This window comes from Bacillus cereus group sp. MYBK101-2, from assembly GCF_051918845.1.
GTDB classification, from domain to species: domain Bacteria; phylum Bacillota; class Bacilli; order Bacillales; family Bacillaceae_G; genus Bacillus_A; species Bacillus_A paranthracis.
In genome coordinates this window covers 104,424-121,621 of record NZ_JBQAIE010000011.1, presented here as the reverse complement: position 1 = coordinate 121,621, position 17,198 = coordinate 104,424, and the positions used below count along the sequence as shown (strand labels likewise).

Below are 17,198 nucleotides of genomic sequence, written 5' to 3'. Positions count from 1 at the left end.
AGGAAGGACAACATGGAACAACAAAAGAAAACAACAATCGTTTTGTTTAGCGGAGATTATGATAAAGCGATGGCTGCTTATATTATTGCAAATGGTGCAGCTGCTTATGATCAAGAGGTAACGATTTTTCATACTTTCTGGGGATTAAATGCTTTAAGAAAAGATGAACCTGTGAAGGTAAAGAAAAATTTCATCGAAAAAGTGTTTGGAAAAATGATGCCACGTGGCGCTGATAAGATGGGATTATCTAAAATGAATTTTGCTGGTATGGGACCAAAGATGATTAAAGGTATTATGAAAAAACATAATGCGATGCCGTTACCAGATTTAATAGATTTGGCGAAAGAACAGGGGATTAAACTTGTCGCTTGTCAAATGACAGTAGATTTATTAGGGTTAAAAGAGGAAGAGATTATGGAAGGGGTAGAGTTTGCAGGAGTAGGAGCATATTTAGCAGATGCTTCGGATGGGAATGTGAACTTATTCATTTAATTCATCTTCTTTCTAGAAGGGAGGGGATGTAAGATGAGCTTAGTCGTATTACTTTTTATAATTGGGTTTATAGGATCGTTTATATCAGGAATGGTTGGAATTGGCGGTGCGATTATTAATTATCCGATGATCTTATACATTCCGGTATTGCTAGGATTTACTGGCTATACTGCACATGAAGTGAGTGGTATTACAGCGGTGCAAGTATTCTTTGCAACTTTTGCAGGGGCATGGGCTTATCGGAAAAGTAATGATATGGATAAAACGCTCGTTGTGTATATGGGAGCTAGTATATTAATAGGAAGTTTTATAGGTAGTTTTGGTGCTAATGCATTAGAGGAACATACGGTCAATGTTGTTTATGCAGCGTTAGCAACAATTGCTGCTATTATGATGTTCGTACCGAAACGAAATAATGGTGATGAACTGAAATATAATAAATGGTTAGCAAGCTTGTTAGCGTTTAGTGTAGGCGGAGCATCAGGTATTATAGGTGCTGGAGGTTCGTTCCTTTTAGTTCCGATTATGCTAGTCATTTTAAATTTGCCAATACGTACAACGATAGCAACCTCTATCGCTATTACGTTCATTTCCTCAGTAGGGATTACGACTGGAAAAGTGATAACTGGGCAAGTAGTTGTAATGCCAGCTCTTATTATTGCGATTGCAAGCATCTTTGCTGCGCCGCTTGGAGCGCGAGTTGGGAAAAAGATCAATCAAAAAGCACTGCAATATATGTTATCGATTTTGATTGTAGGAACTGCTGTTAAGATGTGGATTGATATGATATCGAAATAAAAGGATGGCGCTGCTTGCAGCCCATCCTTTTATTTACGCCCAAATCACTTTCATTAAGTTCTTATATTCGTCATTAGCTAATTTATATAGCATTCTCGTATGTTCAAATACAAGTGCTGGATTAAAGTTTGGTTCTGAGAATGCAAGAGATGTTGAAATGTCAATTGCATTTTGCTTGTTTAATGTGAATTTTGCAAATCGGTAAGATGTGTTTAATTCATTAATAACGTGCAAAATGTCATTTGTTGCTGTTGCATCCGGTACGTGAGCAACATTGAAGCAGTATATATCTACAGTAGGATGTTCGTTTTGGAAAGCAGCGATCAGTTGAATTTTTGCGCCAGCTTCTGTCTCTAATCCTACTGAAAAGTGAACAGAGCCATCATTTTCATCTATATTTTCTTCCATGTATATATCGTTTGACTTTAAGTAGTCTCTAAAATCTGAGATGTTATGTTTTACTGCAGCTTTCATATGTATGAGCCCCCTGATAATTGGAATAGATTGCTACTATTTATTATAATTTAAAAATATTAAAAAAGATAGTTAGAAAGTTCTGATTTTTAATTGTGAAGCAATAAAAAGAAGCAGTACTCTACCTCCATAGAGAACTGCTTCTTTTTTATTCATTGTCGTTAGACGATGTTTCTGTGTCTTCATTGCTATTTTTATTTTTTACTTCATTGTTACTTGATTCGCGTTCACTTGAATTTTCAGATTTAGATTCTTTTGTTTTCTCTGTATTTGTTTTCTTCGAATCAGAGTCTGTTTTTGTATATGCAGGTAACCCGAGATGAGCACGAAGATCGTTTGTAACTTTTGCTAATTCTTTTTTATCTGGATTGTAGTAATACGTTCGGCCGCCACCAGCGGATTTGCTACATGTATCGTCACCTTTTTCCATATAGCAGTCGTCACCTTGAATTTGTAATTTCTCGATTTCTGAATCCGATCCGTACTTATAGAATGAAAGCATATCATCAAATGTTAAGTTTGTAACGAATTGTCCGTTAATATCATCAATGATGTTGCCAACTTTTGTTACAGAACCAACACTTGTTAGTTTCTTTAAAATAGCCTCGATAACGAGTTGTTGACGTTGTCCACGCATTGCATCACTATCGATGTGTCTTGTTCTAGCAAGAGCAAGAGCTTCTTCGCCATTTAACTTTTGAACACCTTTTTCTAGGTGAATTGCCTCTGCATTATCATTGCTATCTTGCTCAGTAAATTCAACTGGTACATCAACTTCAATACCGCCCAAGTCATCGACGATTTTTATAAATGATTTAAAGTTAAATTTCACAAAATAATCGACAGGAACATTCATTAATTTTTCAACTGCATCAATGCTTGCTTGTGGTCCACCATTTTTTCCGTTTTTAGCAGAACCGAATGCATGAGCGTGTGTAATTTTATCTTTTTTCTTTTCTATTGGAATATAAGTATATGTGTCACGTGGGATACTTAATAGTTTTACAGTTTTGCTATCTTTATTAAACGTTGCAAGTAATAGTGCATCCGTTCTTATAGCTTCACCATATTCTTTTCCCCGGACATCACTTTCATCAACACCCATTATTAAAACAGAGACATTGTTTGTAATAGGTTTTACAGCTTTATCACGTAAATCAGATTTATCACCGCGCGCTAAATCATGTGCGGCATTTCGAACAGCAGAAGATGCTTTATTTACTAAAAACCAAGTATAACCGCCACCTACTATTAAAAAGAATAGTATAACGCTTATAATAATTTTTATTTTTTTCTTACTTTTTTTCGGTTTACTGCGTGTATTTTCTTGCAAAGATGGGTTTTGCTCCATTTCCTGTACTCCTTCATTTGGATTGAAATACGACACTCATATCCACTTATTATAATGAAATTTAGCGAAAAAAAACATTACAAATCATTTACATTTCGTAAAAATTCAATTTATTTATAAAAAGTCAGATTTTATATATTTTATTTTTCAGATGTAGAATAAGTATAAGGTTTTTTAGTAGAAATGAAAATATGTATTATGAGAAAGTAATAGAGAAGTAAGATTTGTTGAAATATAGCCAAGAAGAAATGAGTAGGTTTACTAGTTTCTTCTATATAATAAAGAAGAATTTGACGGATAAAGGAGAGAACATAATGAATCATACATCATTCCGAGCAATCGTTGTGAACGAAACAGAAAATAAGCAGTTTGTAAGAAACGTTGTCGAGAGAGAAGTAAGTAGTTTACCTGAGGGGGACGTATTCATACAGGTTCATTATTCTTCATTAAATTATAAAGATGCTCTTTCAGCCACAGGCAATAAAGGTGTTACGAGAACATATCCTCATACGCCAGGAATTGATGCAGCAGGAGTGGTTGTGAGTAGTAAAGATGAAACCATTAAGTCAGGAGATCAAGTCATTGTAACGGGATATGATTTAGGTATGAATACTTCTGGTGGTTTCGGAGAATATATTCGCGTGCCGGCGTCTTGGGTTGTCCCGTTACCAGAGGGAATGTCATTAAAGGAAAGTATGATGTACGGGACAGCCGGTTTTACCGCCGCTTTATCAGTATATAAGCTTATTAGAGCAGGAGTAACGCCTAGTATGGGCGATGTTTTAGTAACGGGTGCTACAGGCGGCGTAGGAAGTGTAGCTGTTAGTATTTTAAGTAAGTTAGGGTTTAGCGTAATAGGAGCGACAGGAAAAATGGAAGAGGAACAGATGCTACTACGTCTAGGAGCGAAAAAGGTGATTCATCGCGCAGAATTGAATGATGAATCAGGAAGACCAATGCTTAAAGGAATATACGCCGGAGTTATCGATACTGTAGGTGGGCACATGTTAGAAACAGCTTTAAAAACGGTAAAGTATGGCGGATGCATAACGACATGCGGTAATGTGGCAGGCCATGAATTACAAACAACGGTATATCCGTTTATTTTGCGAGGCATAAGCCTTTTAGGGGTAGATTCTGTGCAATGTCCAGTAGATGTGAGAAGTGATGTGTGGACGCTCTTAGCAAATGAATGGGGAAATAAAGAGTTACAATCTTATACAGAAGAATGTACATTAGAAGAGCTAGATGAGAAGTTTACACTTATATTGCAAGGAAAGTTAAAAGGTAGAACGGTTGTAAGTATGAAATGAAAAAAGAGACGCTCATGTTAGCGTCTCTTTCCTATTATAATGATTGTTTTAAATGGACTTTACCTTGTTCACCTAAAACACCATCAGCGATATTTACAGCGTGATCGCCAATGCGCTCTAAGTTACTTACCATATCAACGAAGATGATACTTGCATCACCTGAACAGCTACGTTCATTCAGACGTAATACGTGACGTTTACGAAGAACACGTTCCATTTGATCGATTTTACGTTCTTTTGCAATAACTGTTTGAGCTAGTTCAGTATCGAAGTTTGTTAAAGCTTCAACTGCGTCTTGTAATGTTGAAATCGTTAACTCAAGCATTTCATTTAATTCAGCTAGTGCTTCGTTTGATAGGGAAACACGGTTTGAAATTTGGAAATCAACAAGTTCTACAAGGTTTTCTACATGATCACCGACACGTTCAATATCGCCAACGACACCTGCTAAAACGGAATGTTTTTCAGAATCTGTAGGTGAAAGCGGCTTTTCTGATAGTAAAACTAAATACTCGGTAATTTTTTTATCTAAGTTGTTAATAGCTCCTTCTAATTGAGTAGCCATGTCAGCGTGTTTTTTATCTTGTGTGTTTAAAAATTGGTTTGCTTCTTTTAATCCATGTAATGAAAACTCAGCCATACGAATAATCTCTTTTTGTGCTTCAGTTAAAGCAATAGCTGGAGATTGTTCAATAAAGATTGGATTTAAATGTTGCGGTTTGAAATCAATAGCAGCATCTTCCCCGCGAATAATTTTCGTTACAATCCATGCTAATACAGCGATGAATGGGAACTGAATAATTGTATTCGTTACGTTAAATGTTCCGTGTGCAAATGCAATTGTCATCTCTGGATTTAAGTTTAATGACGTTTGGAAGTATTGAATTAAATTTGTAAAAGGTATTAATAAAATTGTAAAGATGATTGTACCGACAATATTAAAGATAACGTGAACTAATGCTGCGCGTCTTGCAGCAATTGAAGTACCGATTGCTGCTAATACAGCTGTAATTGTTGTACCGATGTTATCACCAAACAATACAGGAAGGGCAGCTTGTAAATCGATTGCACCTTGACCGAATAGTTCTTGTAAAATACCGATTGTTGCACTTGAGCTTTGTACAATTAAAGTGAAGACTGTACCAACAACAATACCTAAAATTGGATTATCACTCATGCTAACCGTTAATTCTTGGAATGATTCTAAAGAGCGAAGAGGCTTCATACCTGTGCTCATTAGTTCTAAACCGAAGAATAACATACCAAAACCGAATATAACTTGACCTAAAGAATGTACTTTTTTATTTTTAAAGAAGAATAGTAAGATAGCTCCAACTGCCATAATTGGAAGAGCATATTCTCCGATTTTAATTCCAATAATAAATGCAGTAACTGTCGTACCGATGTTCGCACCCATAATAACACCGATTGCTTGTCTTAATGTCATAAACCCAGCACTTACAAGTCCGACTGTTAAAGCGGTTGTTCCTGAACTTGATTGGATTAATACGGTAACTAACATACCTGCTAGTACACCCATCAGTGGGTTTGTTGTAAAGCGATCTAGAATATCACGAAGACGATCTCCAGCAGCTTGTTGCAGTCCATCGCCCATGTATTTAATTCCGAATAAGAAAATACCTAATCCACCAATGAACTGGAAGATCATATCTTGAACATTGTATTCCACGCATTCCACTCCTTAAATTTCATGTACGATGTAATTATTAACTAAACCGTGAGACACTGTAAACGATTTATCAGTAAAATTTACACTAAATTTACAAAGAGATAAAAAGTTTACAATTCTTTAAAGAAACAGCTGTATTTTATTGGTTTTTATCTTTTGTAAATCGTATTTTTGTAAAGAAATCACACTCTTTAGAATAGTGTTTTTCATTTGCATATGAAGGAAAGCGTCTGTGAGTTCATCGTATATTTTTTGATGAAAGGTAAAAAAATATGTAGGAAAATGCATGTAGTTTTATAAAATCAAAAATACGTAAAAAAGCCACTGGAATTATCCAGCAGCTTTTTCCGTATTTTTGTCACCATGCTTTTGTTTTTTTACACTTGCAATGTAAATGAACAGGAAAGCAATAAGTAGTAGAGAGGAATAACGATATACAGTTGCGTAGTTTGTAAAATGTGCAATGAATCCAAAAATAATCGCGCCAGCACCAATTCCAAGGTCAAATGCTGAGAAGAATGTAGCTGTTGCGACTCCTCGTCGGTGCGGTGCTACTCGGTCAATCATCCACGCTTGTAGTGCAGGTTGAATCGCTCCGAAACCACTTCCGTAGCATGCTGCTGCAATAATTAAGCTTGGAATGGTAGTTGTATACGACAATAAAATAATCCCTGTAAACGTAATAATAACTCCTGGAATAATTACGAAGGAATGACCTTTCGCATCATATAACTTTCCGGAAAATGGACGAGTAACAGCGATTGCAAGTGCATTAAATAAGAAGAAGAGGCTTATATCAGCAATGCCGACTTCCGTAGCAAATAACGTAATAAAGCTTCCGATTCCCCCGTACATTAATGTAATACATAATATTAATAATGAAGGAAGTAAAGCTTTACGTTCAATAAATCCATCAAGGAAGGTACCAGATGTTTGCTGTGGTGATTGCGGCGATTTTTTGATTTGAAGTAGTTTCGTTAATATTAATGAAACAATTGTACAGGAAAGTGCACATAAAAAAAGAATCGTGAAGTTATATGTTTGCATAAGCCAAAGTCCGATAAGTGGACCGAGCGCCATTGCAATCGTTCCAGAAAGACCGAAATATCCCATGCCTTCACCGCGGCGAGCTTGCGGAATTAAATCTGAAACGACAGTTCCATATGTAGTCGTTGTAATACCAAAACCAGCTCCGTGTAAAATTCGAACGGCAAGCAATAGGAAAACAGTTGAAGCGAAAAGATAACTACCCATAGCGAGTAAACAAATAGCAGTACCGATCATTAAAATGATTTTTTTGCTGAATTTTTGCAAGGCATTTCCAGTTAGCGGTCTAACAAAAAGTGCCGCAACAGTAAACATACCGACAACAAATCCAATATTGGAACTTGTACCTCCAATTTCTTTCACATAAACAGGTAAAGTCGGAATTAACATTTGAAATCCTAAAAACATACATAAGTTTGCTAGAATTAGCGCAACAAATTCTTTCGTCCATAACGGTTCTCGTTTTACGAGTATTGCTTCTCCCATATATTCATCCCCTATATAAAAATTTCTGTTTTCTTTCGAGTATATGTATTGGCCAATGAAACAGTCAAGGAAGGTGCCTTGAAAACGTACAACAATTTTCGAGGTAAAAAACTGACAAATTTGTGGAAAGACTACACAACTATGAAAAAAAGATGTAAAGTATAGATGTATAGACTGGTAGTTGTTATGAATGATAGAAATTGTTTTTTCTTTAAAGAAAGCGGATTCAAAAAGTAGTGAATGAGAAGGGGATATATACTTTTTCACTACATATATTTGAAAAGGTTTACAAAACAATGAAGAAAGAGGCGTGTACATATGAGACGATTAGGTATTTCTATTTATCCAGAACATTCAACAGTAGAGAAAGATAAGGAATATTTAACATTAGCAAGTAAATACGGATTTACACGTGTATTCACATGCTTATTGTCTGTAGATGGAGAAAAAGAGAAAATTATAGAAGAGTTTAAAGAAACGATTTCTCATGCAAATGCATTAGGGTTCCAAGTATTAGTTGATATTAGTCCAGCTGTTTTTGAACAACTAGGTATTTCGTATAATGATTTATCATTCTTCCATGAACTAGGTGCGTACGGTATTCGTTTAGATGTTGGTTTCTCAGGATTAGAAGAATCAATTATGACGTACAATCCGTATGGCTTAAAAATTGAGATTAATATGAGTAACGGTACGAAGTATGTAGATAATATTATGAGCCATAGACCAAATCGTGAAAATTTAATTGGTTGCCATAATTTTTATCCGCATCGTTATTCTGGATTATCATACGATCATTTCATTAAATGCTCGAAACAATTTAAAGATTACGGTATGAGAACGGCTGCTTTTATTTCATCATTTGATGCAACATATGGACCTTGGCCCGTAACAGAAGGATTATGTACGTTAGAACAGCATCGTGAACTGCCAATGACAACACAGGCGAAGCATTTATTTGCGACAGAATTAATTGATGATGTTATTATTGCGAACGCTTATGCATCAGAAGAAGAATTACAAGCACTAGGTGCATTAAATAAAGAGAAACAAACATTTGATATAGAGTTATATGATACAACGACAGAACTAGAAAGAATTATCGTATTAGATGAACCTCATTTTTATCGCGGGGATGTATCTGAATATATGATTCGCTCGACACAAAGCCGTGTGAAATATAAAAAAGAAGAGTTTAAACCTCATCATACACGTGAAATTAAGCGTGGCGATCTTTTAATTGATAATGAGCAATATGGCCAATATAAAGGTGAATTGCAAATTGCATTAAAAGATATGGTGAATACAGGAAAAACAAATGTAGTTGGTCGAATTGTAGAAGAAGAGATTTTCTTACTAGACTATTTACAAGCATGGGATAAATTCGGATTTACATTAAAGAAATAGATAAATTTAAAAAAGGAAAAAACTACTGACCTCAGCAGCTTTTTCCTTTTTACCCCGCATTAACGGGCAGTAAGACCCACACCTCAAAATTTAGCGAAAACAAAGAAGTTAGGTGGGGATCAACTGCCCGTAAAAGCCCGATTGGTTCAACTAATAATCAGTGGGGGATGAACAAAACCCCCACTGATTAAAGTTTCACTTTATATAATTGCGAGAGGAAGAGCTATGACAAAGGTGCATCAGCGATTAGTTTCTATTTTAGAGGAGTTTTTAGAAGAGAAATCGATGTTAAATCGAGCTTTTTTAGCGAGCCGTTTACATGTATCAACGAAGACGATTCAAAAAGATATAAAATTATTAAATAATATATTGGAAGAAAATGGAGCGAAAATTGAATCGCAAAGAGGGACTGGATACGAACTAGAAATTATACAAGCGAAGAAGTTTGAAGAGTTTTGCGTGAGTCTATTTCAAAAACAGACAGAAAAAATCCCGACTTCTTATGAAGAAAGGGTAGCTTACATTCTGCAACGTATTTTAACGACTGAGGGATATGTGAAGCTTTCACAGTTAGCAGAGGAGATTTATGTCAGTAAATCGACAGTAAATTTAATTATGAAAGATGTTACAGATATATGTGGTCGCTATCAATTACAAATTGAAAAGAGACCGTATTATGGTATACGTATTGTCGGAGAGGAGTTTCATATTCGTTCTTGTTTATCACAATATGGTTTACCGCGTTATGACCATACTCCGTTTCATGAGCAATTTGAGCAGAGTGATACATACTTATCGTTACCTCATATACCGCTTATCCGTTCGGTTATACTAAAGTATATCGAAGGAGGAGCGATATATTTATCAGATATAGAAATTGATAATTTAGTCATTCATATTGCAATTGCATTAAAGCGTTGTGAAGATCAACATTATATGAAAGGACTACATGTAGAGCAAGCTGAACTTATAATAAAGAAAGAATATACAATTGCGAAAGAGATTTTAGAGGATTTAGAGAAAGAGTTGCATCTTTCATTTCCAGAAGAAGAAGTTTTATATGTGACGATGCATTTATTAAGCACTGCTGTTACAACGAAAGATCGTTATGAAAATGTGGAAGAACTATTAGGAAAAGATCTATATGCATTCATGCAACATATTCTTTTTAAAGTAGCGGAAGAACGGAATCTTATTTTTTATTATGATGAAGAATTATTATTTGGGTTTGGTGTTCATTTAAAAACGTTATTAAACCGTTTGAAGTATAAGTTAAATACGAGAAATCCTCTTTTGGCAGAAGTGAAAAAGAATTATCCGTATGCTTTTGAAATTGCGGTTCTCGTTGGAGATATAATTGGTGAATACACGGGAGAATCGATTCCGGAAAGTGAGATTGGTTATATTGCGATTCACTTCGGCGGAGCGATGAGCCGTTTACAGGAACAGAATCAAAAGAAAAGATGTTTATTAGTTTGTGCGACTGGTCAAGGAAGTGCTCAACTATTGAAATATAAAATTCTATCACAGTTCCGAGATAAATTAGAGATTGTAGGGATTACAGGTTATTATCAATTGAAAGTAGAAGATCTCTACAAAGAAAAGATAGATTGTATTATTAGTACGATTCATATACCAAGTGGTTTACCTGTGCCTGTTATAAAAGTAAACTCAATATTTGATGATAAAGAGATTAAGTCAATTGGTCAGCAGTTATTTACGCATGTGAATACTAGTGTGCAGCAATATATGAAGGAAGATTTAATCTTTTTAAATTACAGTGCTTCTACGAAGGAAGAGGTTATCCAATTTTTATGTGAGAAAGCTGCTGAAAAAAATTATGTACCAGAAAACTTTTATGACTCTGTTATGGAAAGAGAGAATACATCCCCTACAGCGGTTGGGAATTTAGTTGCGATTCCACATCCGATGCAGTTATTAAGTGAGAAAACATTTTTGATGTTTTGTACACTTGATAAAGCGGTTGACTGGGGAGATAAGAAAGTACAAGTTATTATTTTATTTAGTGTAAAGCGCAATAATAATGAAGATTTACAAAAGCTTTATGATTTTTTATATGATATTATGTCTAATCAAAATACGATAGAGAAATTAGCTCAGGCTGAAGTGGTTGAAGATTTTCAAGAGATATTATTATCGTTATAAGAGAAGTATATAAAAACTTCCGTTACATAACGGAAGTTTTTTATGTTTAATTGTATGCGTTTTCATAATAAGATAACAATATAGAAAAAAGATGGCTTGGGGGAATTTAAAATGACTGATATGCAAACTCCATTTGCGTTAATTTTACATGGTGGCAACGCGAGAAGCGCGTCACTTGAAGCAATTGCTTTTGCAAGACAAGGAGATTTTGAGAATGCGAGTGAAAAGATGAAACTTGCTAGGGAAGAAATTTCAGCAGCTCATCGTATTCAAACAGACTTAATTCAAGAAGAAGCAAGAGGAAATCATGCAGAAATCAGTTTACTGTTAGTGCATGCACAAGATCATTTAATGAATGCAATTACAGTGAAAGAACTTGCGGAAGAATTTATCACTCTTCATAAACGAATAGAAGAGAAAGTGACAGTATAAGATGTACATTTTATTATGTTGTGCAGCAGGCATGTCAACGAGTATGGTTGTAAGAAAAATGCAAGAAGAGGCAATGAAACAAGGGAAGGATTATAAAATTAAAGCAGTTGATTCAGAACTTGTGAAACTGGAAATAAAAAATGCTGATGTTGTTTTAATTGGTCCGCAAGTGAAATATTTATTTCCAGCCGTAGAGTTTCTTGCAAATTCATACAATATACCAGTTGCGATTATAGACCAACGAGATTATGGCATGTGTGATGGTTTGAAAGTATTGAAACAAGCAGAACAATTAGTTTTAGCATAATTATATTTTTTTAAATACAAACATTATAATGTTATAACTTTATTTCATTCTTTCATAGAAAAGAGAAAGAGGAGGGGTTTTGATGAATGGTTTTATGAGTTTTATGGAACAAAAGATTATGCCAACAACACAAAAGATTGCCGGACAGCGACATTTATTAGCAATTCGAAACGGGGTTATTTCTACATTACCGTTAACGATTGTCGGATCATTTTTCGTTATCTTTTTAAACTTACCAATTGATGCATATATGGAGTGGATTGCACCGTTTCGCCATATTTTAGATATTCCATTCCGATTTACAGTAGGACTAATGGCATTATATGCAGCATTTGGGGTAGGGGCTTCGCTCGCGAACTTTTATCAGCTCAATCAGTTAAGTGCAGGGTTATTATCTGTACTCGCCTTTTTACTAGCATCAGTTGAACCCATTCAAATTACGAAAGCCGTACCAGGTGTTATTGATGCAGGTAGATACATTTCAGTAGGAACATTAAGTGCAACATCTTTATTCGGCGCAATTGTTACAGCTTTAATTGCAGTAGAAATTTATCACTTTATGATTAAGCATAATATCTCAATTAAATTACCAGATAGTGTACCACCAGCAGTTTCAAATTCGTTTGCAGCATTAATTCCAACGTTAGCAGTTATTCTTTTATTCTGGGGCATTCGCTACGGTTTAAAATTTGATGTAAATACAACAATCACATATTTAATCGCACCACTAAAATCAGTATTAGTAGGAAATAATTTATTCGGCGGTTTATTAACAGTATTCTTAATCGTATTCTTCTGGTCATTCGGTATACATGGCCCTGCGATTTTAGGACCGATCATTCGTCCAATGTGGGATTCTGCAATTCTTGAAAATATGGAAGTATTCACAGCTACAGGAAATGCACATCAATTACCAAACTTATTTACAGAGCAATTTATTCAATGGTTCGTATGGATTGGTGGATCAGGCTCAACGTTAGCTTTAGTAATTATGTTTATGTTCTCTAAATCTAAGTTCTTAAAAGAGTTAGGTAGATTATCATTCGTGCCAGGCTTATTCAATATTAATGAACCAATTATTTTCGGGGCACCAATTGTAATGAACCCAATCTTAATTATTCCGTTCGTAATTACACCGTTAGTTACAACGACAGTATCATATTTCGCAGTTGTTTCAGGTATGATTCCGATGATGATGGCGAAATTGCCATTTACGATGTTAGCGCCAATTGCAGCGGTTATTAGTACGGACTGGACAATTATGGCTGGTGTACTTGTACTTGTTAACTTTGTTATCTCATTCGTTATTTACTATCCGTTCTTCAAAATGTATGAGAAACAACAATTAGCAGGAGAGGAGAAAGAAAAATGCTCGGAGCAATTATCATCTTAATTACATTTGTAGCGGGGCAGTGTATTGCACATTATTCAAAATGGGTACAAAGTAAATCTTTATTAGTTTTACTACTAGTATCAATTGTATTTATCGGTAGTTCAATGGGTGCCTATGTAATGCTAAGCTTACAATCACCGTACGTAATTATTGTACCAACGATTTTATGTGCAACATGTTTATCTGCAAAATATAGATTTACGAGCATGGCATTAATACAACGTGTGAAGGAGATGCAAAAGCATGGAGCGTAAATTAGGAATTTCACTTTATCCAGAGCATTCAACGAAAGAAAAAGATATGGCATACATTTCGGCAGCGGCACGCCACGGTTTTTCAAGAATATTCACATGCCTATTGTCTGTGAATCGTCCGAAAGAAGAAATTGTAGCTGAATTTAAAGAAATTATTCATCATGCGAAAGATAACAATATGGAAGTTATTTTAGATGTAGCTCCAGCTGTCTTTGATCAGCTCGGTATTAGTTATAGTGATCTATCATTTTTCGCAGAGTTAGGTGCAGATGGTATTCGATTAGATTTAGGGTTTGACGGATTAACTGAAGCGAAAATGACGAATAACCCGTATGGCTTAAAAATTGAGCTAAACGTAAGTAACGATATTGCGTACTTAGAAAATATTCTTTCGCATCAGGCGAATAAACCAGCTTTAATTGGTTGTCATAACTTCTATCCGCAAAAATTCACTGGTCTTCCGTATGATTATTTCATTCGCTGTAGTGAACGTTTTAAAAAACACGGTATTCGTACGGCAGCATTTATTACGTCACATGCAGCTAACATCGGTCCATGGGATATTAACGACGGATTATGTACGTTAGAACAACACCGTAACTTACCGATTGAAGTACAAGCGAAACATTTATGGGCGACAGGGCTTATTGATGATGTGATTATCGGAAATGCTTATGCGAGTGAAGAAGAGTTAGAGAAACTAGGAAACTTAAATCGTTACATGTTACAGCTAAAGGTACACTTTGTAGACGAAGCGACTGAAGTAGAGAAGAAAGCGACGCTGCAAGAATTACACGTAAGACGCGGTGACATAACAGAATATATGGTACGTTCTACAGAAGTGCGTAAAAAGTACAAAGACTATGACTTCCCAGTACGCGAAAGTGTATTACAGGAAAGAGGGCAAGTTGTAATTGGGAACAACTCATTCGGAAAGTATAAAGGTGAACTGCAAATTATTCTAAAAGAAATGCCGATAGATGAACGGAAAAATATTGTCGGTACAATTGTAGAAGAGGAGTTATTCTTACTAGATTATGTAGGAGCTTGGACGCAGTTTACTTGTGTGGAATAGGGAAGGGCAGGAGAGGATGCTGTGGCATCCTCTTTTTTCTGTTGAAATGGTAGTCTATCGTATATAGAATGCAAAGAGATAGACTTAATTTGGACGGGAGAGAAGGAGATGGAAGAGTATATAGATGATTTATTAAGGCGGATGGATGATGAAGAAGCAGGTATTCGGCAATGTGCGTATGAAGAAGCGAGGGAGTTAAATGATTTATCGCTTTTTTCTTGTTTCCAAGAGAAAGTAACGGAAGCACGAAAAGTATATATAAAAACGAGCCTTTATTTTTTAATTACACAACTTGCAATAAATACTAGAGAGATGTATATTGCAGATTATTTGATAAATCGGTTAGAAAGTGAAGAAAGCAGGGTAGTGTTGGATAGTATGCTTATAGATTTAAGTAAATTATCTGAAGCGAGCAATGCACATAAAATTATTCCTTACATATATCATAAAAATAGTGGAGTTCGTTATTCCGCTGTCATTGCTTTAAAGTTGTGTAAATCGTTAGAAGCAGAAGATGCCTTATTGAAGTTACTTACAGTGGAAGAGAATCGAGATGATATTGTAAATATATGTGCTACTTTACATGAGATTGGAACAAAGCGATCAATTTTATCTTTAACGAAACTTTTACACAGCGATAGTGCTTATATTCGTTCGGCAGCCATTGAGACTTTGGCAGAAATTGGAAGAACAGACTTACAAATAGTTTATATTGATTCTTTATCTGATAGAAGTGTCATGGTGAAATATGAGGCCATTCGAGCTATTTATGCATATGGAGATGAAATGGCGATTAAGCCAATTTGCGAACGTGTAACGAAAGTTGTTTCTAGAAGACGTAAAAATCAAGTAGAGTCTATTGATGAATCAGAAATCCTCATCGCTCTTCGTTTCTTACATAAGTTTGCTAATCATGAAGAAGTTCTAAAGACATTTGATAAAGTGTACAAAAAACGTGGAAACTTGTTTATGTCGGAGAGGAAATGGCTTCGAGATAATATTACTTACTTTCAAGAGAAAGAAAGAATGTAAGAATCATAAAAAAAGAGTCAGCCTCAATGAGACTGACTCTTTTTTTACAAACTAGTTTAATACTTTAACTGTAACTGTTTTACGTCCCCAGTTACTTGATGTACCTTTATCAGGCATTAAAACATCGATTTTGTTTCCTTTAATAGCTCCACCAGTATCACCAGCGATTGCTACTCCGTAACCTTCAACCCATACTTTTGAACCTAATGGAATGACACTTGGATCAACTGCGATTAGTTTCATGTTTGGATTAGCTGTTAAGTTGTGACCTAAAGCTGATTTTACTTGGTCGCCTGCTTTATAACCATTTTCAAGTGGATCTGCTGTGTAAGCTGTTGCTACAACGCGTAACTCACGAGAAGATGATGGTGCACTTGTTTCAGTTTCTTTTGCAACAGGTTGTTGTGTAGCTGGTTTTTGAGCTTTAGCCGCTTCACGAGCTTTAGCTGCTTCTTGAGCTTTAGCTGCTTCACGAGCTTCAGCTGCTTCACGAGCTTCAGCTGCTTCTTGAGCTTTAGCTGCTTCACGAGCTTTAGCTGCCTCTTGAGCTTTAGCCGCTGCTTGAGCTTCAGCTGCTTCTTGAGCTTTAGCTGCTTCACGAGCTTTAGCTGCTTCTTGAGCCTTAGCTTCTGCTTGAGCTTCAGCTGCTTCTTGAGCTTTAGCTTCTGCCTGAGCTTTAGCTGCCTCTTGAGCCTTAGCTGCTTCACGAGCTTTAGCCGCTGCTTGAGCTTCAGCTGCTTCGCGAGCTTTAGTTGCTTCCTCCGCTTTAGCTTTTGCTTGCGTTTCAGCTACTTCACGAGCTTTAGTTGTTGCCACGGCTTTAGCTGTATCTTGAACTGTAGTTGTTTTTGCAGCTTTAACTACTGGTTGAACTTTAACTGGAGCTTTACCTGTTAAGTAAGGAACGTGAACATAAGCTGTTTTTCCGTTATATTCAAATTGGATCCAACCATTTTCAACTTGGTGTGTTGTTTGGATTACGTCATCTTGTTTCAATTTACCAAGAATCTCTGAGTCTGTGTTTGCACCAGCACGCACGTTTAATACGTTAGCTGTTACGTAGTAAGTGTCTTTTGTGTAGTCAGCACTAATGAAAGCTTCTTTACCGCTATTCAATTTCACTTTTGACCATCCGTTTTCTGTATGTAAAACGTTAACTTTATATCCATCTAATAATTTTCCTACAACTTTTGATTCAGTAGTTGGGTTTTCTCGTACATTTAGTACATCAGTCGTTACAATTGTTTCTGCTTTAGCAGATGTTGTGAAAATCCCAAGACCAAAAACCGCTGCTGTTGCTATACCCATAAATTTTTTCATAATAGCCTCCATTGCATTTGTTTTCGTTGACCTCATTATAGCAACCATTATTTTCTTATTTGCGAAAAACATAAAATTACAAAGCTTTCGTAACGGGTCATTAATATTTTGTAATAATTCCAGTAATATCCTAAAAGCGCTTTCTTATAGTTTTTAGGGGA

The 17,198-nt window shown here is 35.6% G+C and carries 16 protein-coding genes; 11 read left to right on the top strand and 5 right to left on the bottom strand.

The features are described 5' to 3' along the window. The first annotated feature begins 12 nt into the window (after nt 1–12). Both ACTFSI_RS19935 and ACTFSI_RS19930 read left to right on the top strand, forming a co-directional pair. Entirely contained in the window at nt 13–492 is a 480-nt protein-coding gene (locus ACTFSI_RS19935) for a DsrE/DsrF/DrsH-like family protein (protein ID WP_000437743.1), read from the top strand. 33 nt (nt 493–525) lie between these two features. Then, the gene (locus ACTFSI_RS19930; protein ID WP_275894454.1) at nt 526–1,290 is read left to right on the top strand and encodes a sulfite exporter TauE/SafE family protein; all 765 of its coding nucleotides are present in this window, start codon (nt 526–528) and stop codon (nt 1,288–1,290) included. A gap of 33 nt (nt 1,291–1,323) precedes the next feature. On the opposite strand, the gene ACTFSI_RS19925 is transcribed toward ACTFSI_RS19930, so the two are convergent. Then, complete coding sequence (locus tag ACTFSI_RS19925) at nt 1,324–1,764, bottom strand: hypothetical protein (protein ID WP_044790707.1); 441 nt, start codon at nt 1,762–1,764, stop codon at nt 1,324–1,326. 148 nt (nt 1,765–1,912) lie between these two features. After that, entirely contained in the window at nt 1,913–3,115 is a 1,203-nt protein-coding gene (locus ACTFSI_RS19920) for an LCP family protein (RefSeq protein WP_440045595.1), read from the bottom strand. A gap of 314 nt (nt 3,116–3,429) precedes the next feature. Here ACTFSI_RS19920 and ACTFSI_RS19915 point away from each other — a divergent pair, with 314 nt between their 5' ends. After that, a complete protein-coding gene (locus ACTFSI_RS19915; protein ID WP_440045594.1) occupies nt 3,430–4,428 on the top strand; it encodes a YhdH/YhfP family quinone oxidoreductase in 999 nt (332 codons plus the stop codon). Nucleotides 4,429–4,462: 34 nt separating this feature from the next. Here the strand turns inward: ACTFSI_RS19915 and ACTFSI_RS19910 are convergent, their stop codons facing one another. Further along, a complete protein-coding gene (locus ACTFSI_RS19910) occupies nt 4,463–6,118 on the bottom strand; it encodes a Na/Pi cotransporter family protein (RefSeq protein ID WP_000456257.1) in 1,656 nt (551 codons plus the stop codon). A gap of 330 nt (nt 6,119–6,448) precedes the next feature. Then, nucleotides 6,449–7,651 (bottom strand): MFS transporter, encoded by a 1,203-nt coding sequence (locus ACTFSI_RS19905; protein ID WP_440045593.1) that lies wholly within the window; start codon nt 7,649–7,651, stop codon nt 6,449–6,451. Between the two features lie 318 nt (nt 7,652–7,969). Here ACTFSI_RS19905 and ACTFSI_RS19900 point away from each other — a divergent pair, with 318 nt between their 5' ends. From ACTFSI_RS19900 to ACTFSI_RS19865, 8 genes are all read left to right on the top strand, one after another. Then, a complete protein-coding gene (locus ACTFSI_RS19900; RefSeq protein ID WP_001253341.1) occupies nt 7,970–9,058 on the top strand; it encodes a DUF871 domain-containing protein in 1,089 nt (362 codons plus the stop codon). A gap of 225 nt (nt 9,059–9,283) precedes the next feature. Beyond that, entirely contained in the window at nt 9,284–11,224 is a 1,941-nt protein-coding gene (locus ACTFSI_RS19895; protein WP_000169846.1) for a BglG family transcription antiterminator, read from the top strand. A 111-nt stretch (nt 11,225–11,335) separates the two neighbouring features. After that, nucleotides 11,336–11,656, top strand: a complete 321-nt coding sequence (locus ACTFSI_RS19890; protein ID WP_000131335.1) for a PTS lactose/cellobiose transporter subunit IIA — start codon at nt 11,336–11,338, stop codon at nt 11,654–11,656. A 1-nt stretch (nt 11,657) separates the two neighbouring features. Beyond that, the gene (locus ACTFSI_RS19885; RefSeq protein ID WP_000275647.1) at nt 11,658–11,963 is read left to right on the top strand and encodes a PTS sugar transporter subunit IIB; all 306 of its coding nucleotides are present in this window, start codon (nt 11,658–11,660) and stop codon (nt 11,961–11,963) included. An 82-nt stretch (nt 11,964–12,045) separates the two neighbouring features. Beyond that, nucleotides 12,046–13,356, top strand: coding sequence for a PTS sugar transporter subunit IIC (locus ACTFSI_RS19880; protein ID WP_001013055.1), 1,311 nt, complete (start codon nt 12,046–12,048; stop codon nt 13,354–13,356). Then, entirely contained in the window at nt 13,332–13,610 is a 279-nt protein-coding gene (locus ACTFSI_RS19875; RefSeq protein WP_000900037.1) for a hypothetical protein, read from the top strand. The genes ACTFSI_RS19880 and ACTFSI_RS19875 overlap by 25 nt, the downstream gene beginning before the upstream one ends. Beyond that, the gene (locus ACTFSI_RS19870; RefSeq protein ID WP_440045592.1) at nt 13,600–14,685 is read left to right on the top strand and encodes a DUF871 domain-containing protein; all 1,086 of its coding nucleotides are present in this window, start codon (nt 13,600–13,602) and stop codon (nt 14,683–14,685) included. The genes ACTFSI_RS19875 and ACTFSI_RS19870 overlap by 11 nt, the downstream gene beginning before the upstream one ends. Before the next feature lie 108 nt (nt 14,686–14,793). Next, nucleotides 14,794–15,717, top strand: a complete 924-nt coding sequence (locus ACTFSI_RS19865) for a HEAT repeat domain-containing protein (protein WP_000393381.1) — start codon at nt 14,794–14,796, stop codon at nt 15,715–15,717. Between the two features lie 51 nt (nt 15,718–15,768). Here the strand turns inward: ACTFSI_RS19865 and entC are convergent, their stop codons facing one another. Then, entirely contained in the window at nt 15,769–17,160 is a 1,392-nt protein-coding gene (entC, locus tag ACTFSI_RS19860; protein ID WP_440045601.1) for a cell wall-binding protein EntC, read from the bottom strand. Nucleotides 17,161–17,198 lie beyond the last annotated feature (38 nt).

Bases quoted from the DNA above. Each gene is read 5' to 3' on its own strand.
- ACTFSI_RS19905 (WP_440045593.1), bottom strand. From the start codon at position 7,651: ATGGGAGAAGCAATACTCGTAAAACGAGAACCGTTATGGACGAAAGAA.
- ACTFSI_RS19925 (WP_044790707.1), bottom strand. From the start codon at position 1,764: ATGAAAGCTGCAGTAAAACATAACATCTCAGATTTTAGAGACTACTTA.
- ACTFSI_RS19920 (WP_440045595.1), bottom strand. From the start codon at position 3,115: ATGGAGCAAAACCCATCTTTGCAAGAAAATACACGCAGTAAACCGAAA.
- ACTFSI_RS19915 (WP_440045594.1), top strand. From the start codon at position 3,430: ATGAATCATACATCATTCCGAGCAATCGTTGTGAACGAAACAGAAAAT.
- ACTFSI_RS19890 (WP_000131335.1), top strand. From the start codon at position 11,336: ATGACTGATATGCAAACTCCATTTGCGTTAATTTTACATGGTGGCAAC.
- ACTFSI_RS19900 (WP_001253341.1), top strand. From the start codon at position 7,970: ATGAGACGATTAGGTATTTCTATTTATCCAGAACATTCAACAGTAGAG.
- ACTFSI_RS19930 (WP_275894454.1), top strand. From the start codon at position 526: ATGAGCTTAGTCGTATTACTTTTTATAATTGGGTTTATAGGATCGTTT.
- ACTFSI_RS19885 (WP_000275647.1), top strand. From the start codon at position 11,658: ATGTACATTTTATTATGTTGTGCAGCAGGCATGTCAACGAGTATGGTT.
- ACTFSI_RS19870 (WP_440045592.1), top strand. From the start codon at position 13,600: ATGGAGCGTAAATTAGGAATTTCACTTTATCCAGAGCATTCAACGAAA.
- ACTFSI_RS19895 (WP_000169846.1), top strand. From the start codon at position 9,284: ATGACAAAGGTGCATCAGCGATTAGTTTCTATTTTAGAGGAGTTTTTA.
- ACTFSI_RS19880 (WP_001013055.1), top strand. From the start codon at position 12,046: ATGAATGGTTTTATGAGTTTTATGGAACAAAAGATTATGCCAACAACA.
- ACTFSI_RS19935 (WP_000437743.1), top strand. From the start codon at position 13: ATGGAACAACAAAAGAAAACAACAATCGTTTTGTTTAGCGGAGATTAT.
- ACTFSI_RS19865 (WP_000393381.1), top strand. From the start codon at position 14,794: ATGGAAGAGTATATAGATGATTTATTAAGGCGGATGGATGATGAAGAA.
- ACTFSI_RS19875 (WP_000900037.1), top strand. From the start codon at position 13,332: ATGCTCGGAGCAATTATCATCTTAATTACATTTGTAGCGGGGCAGTGT.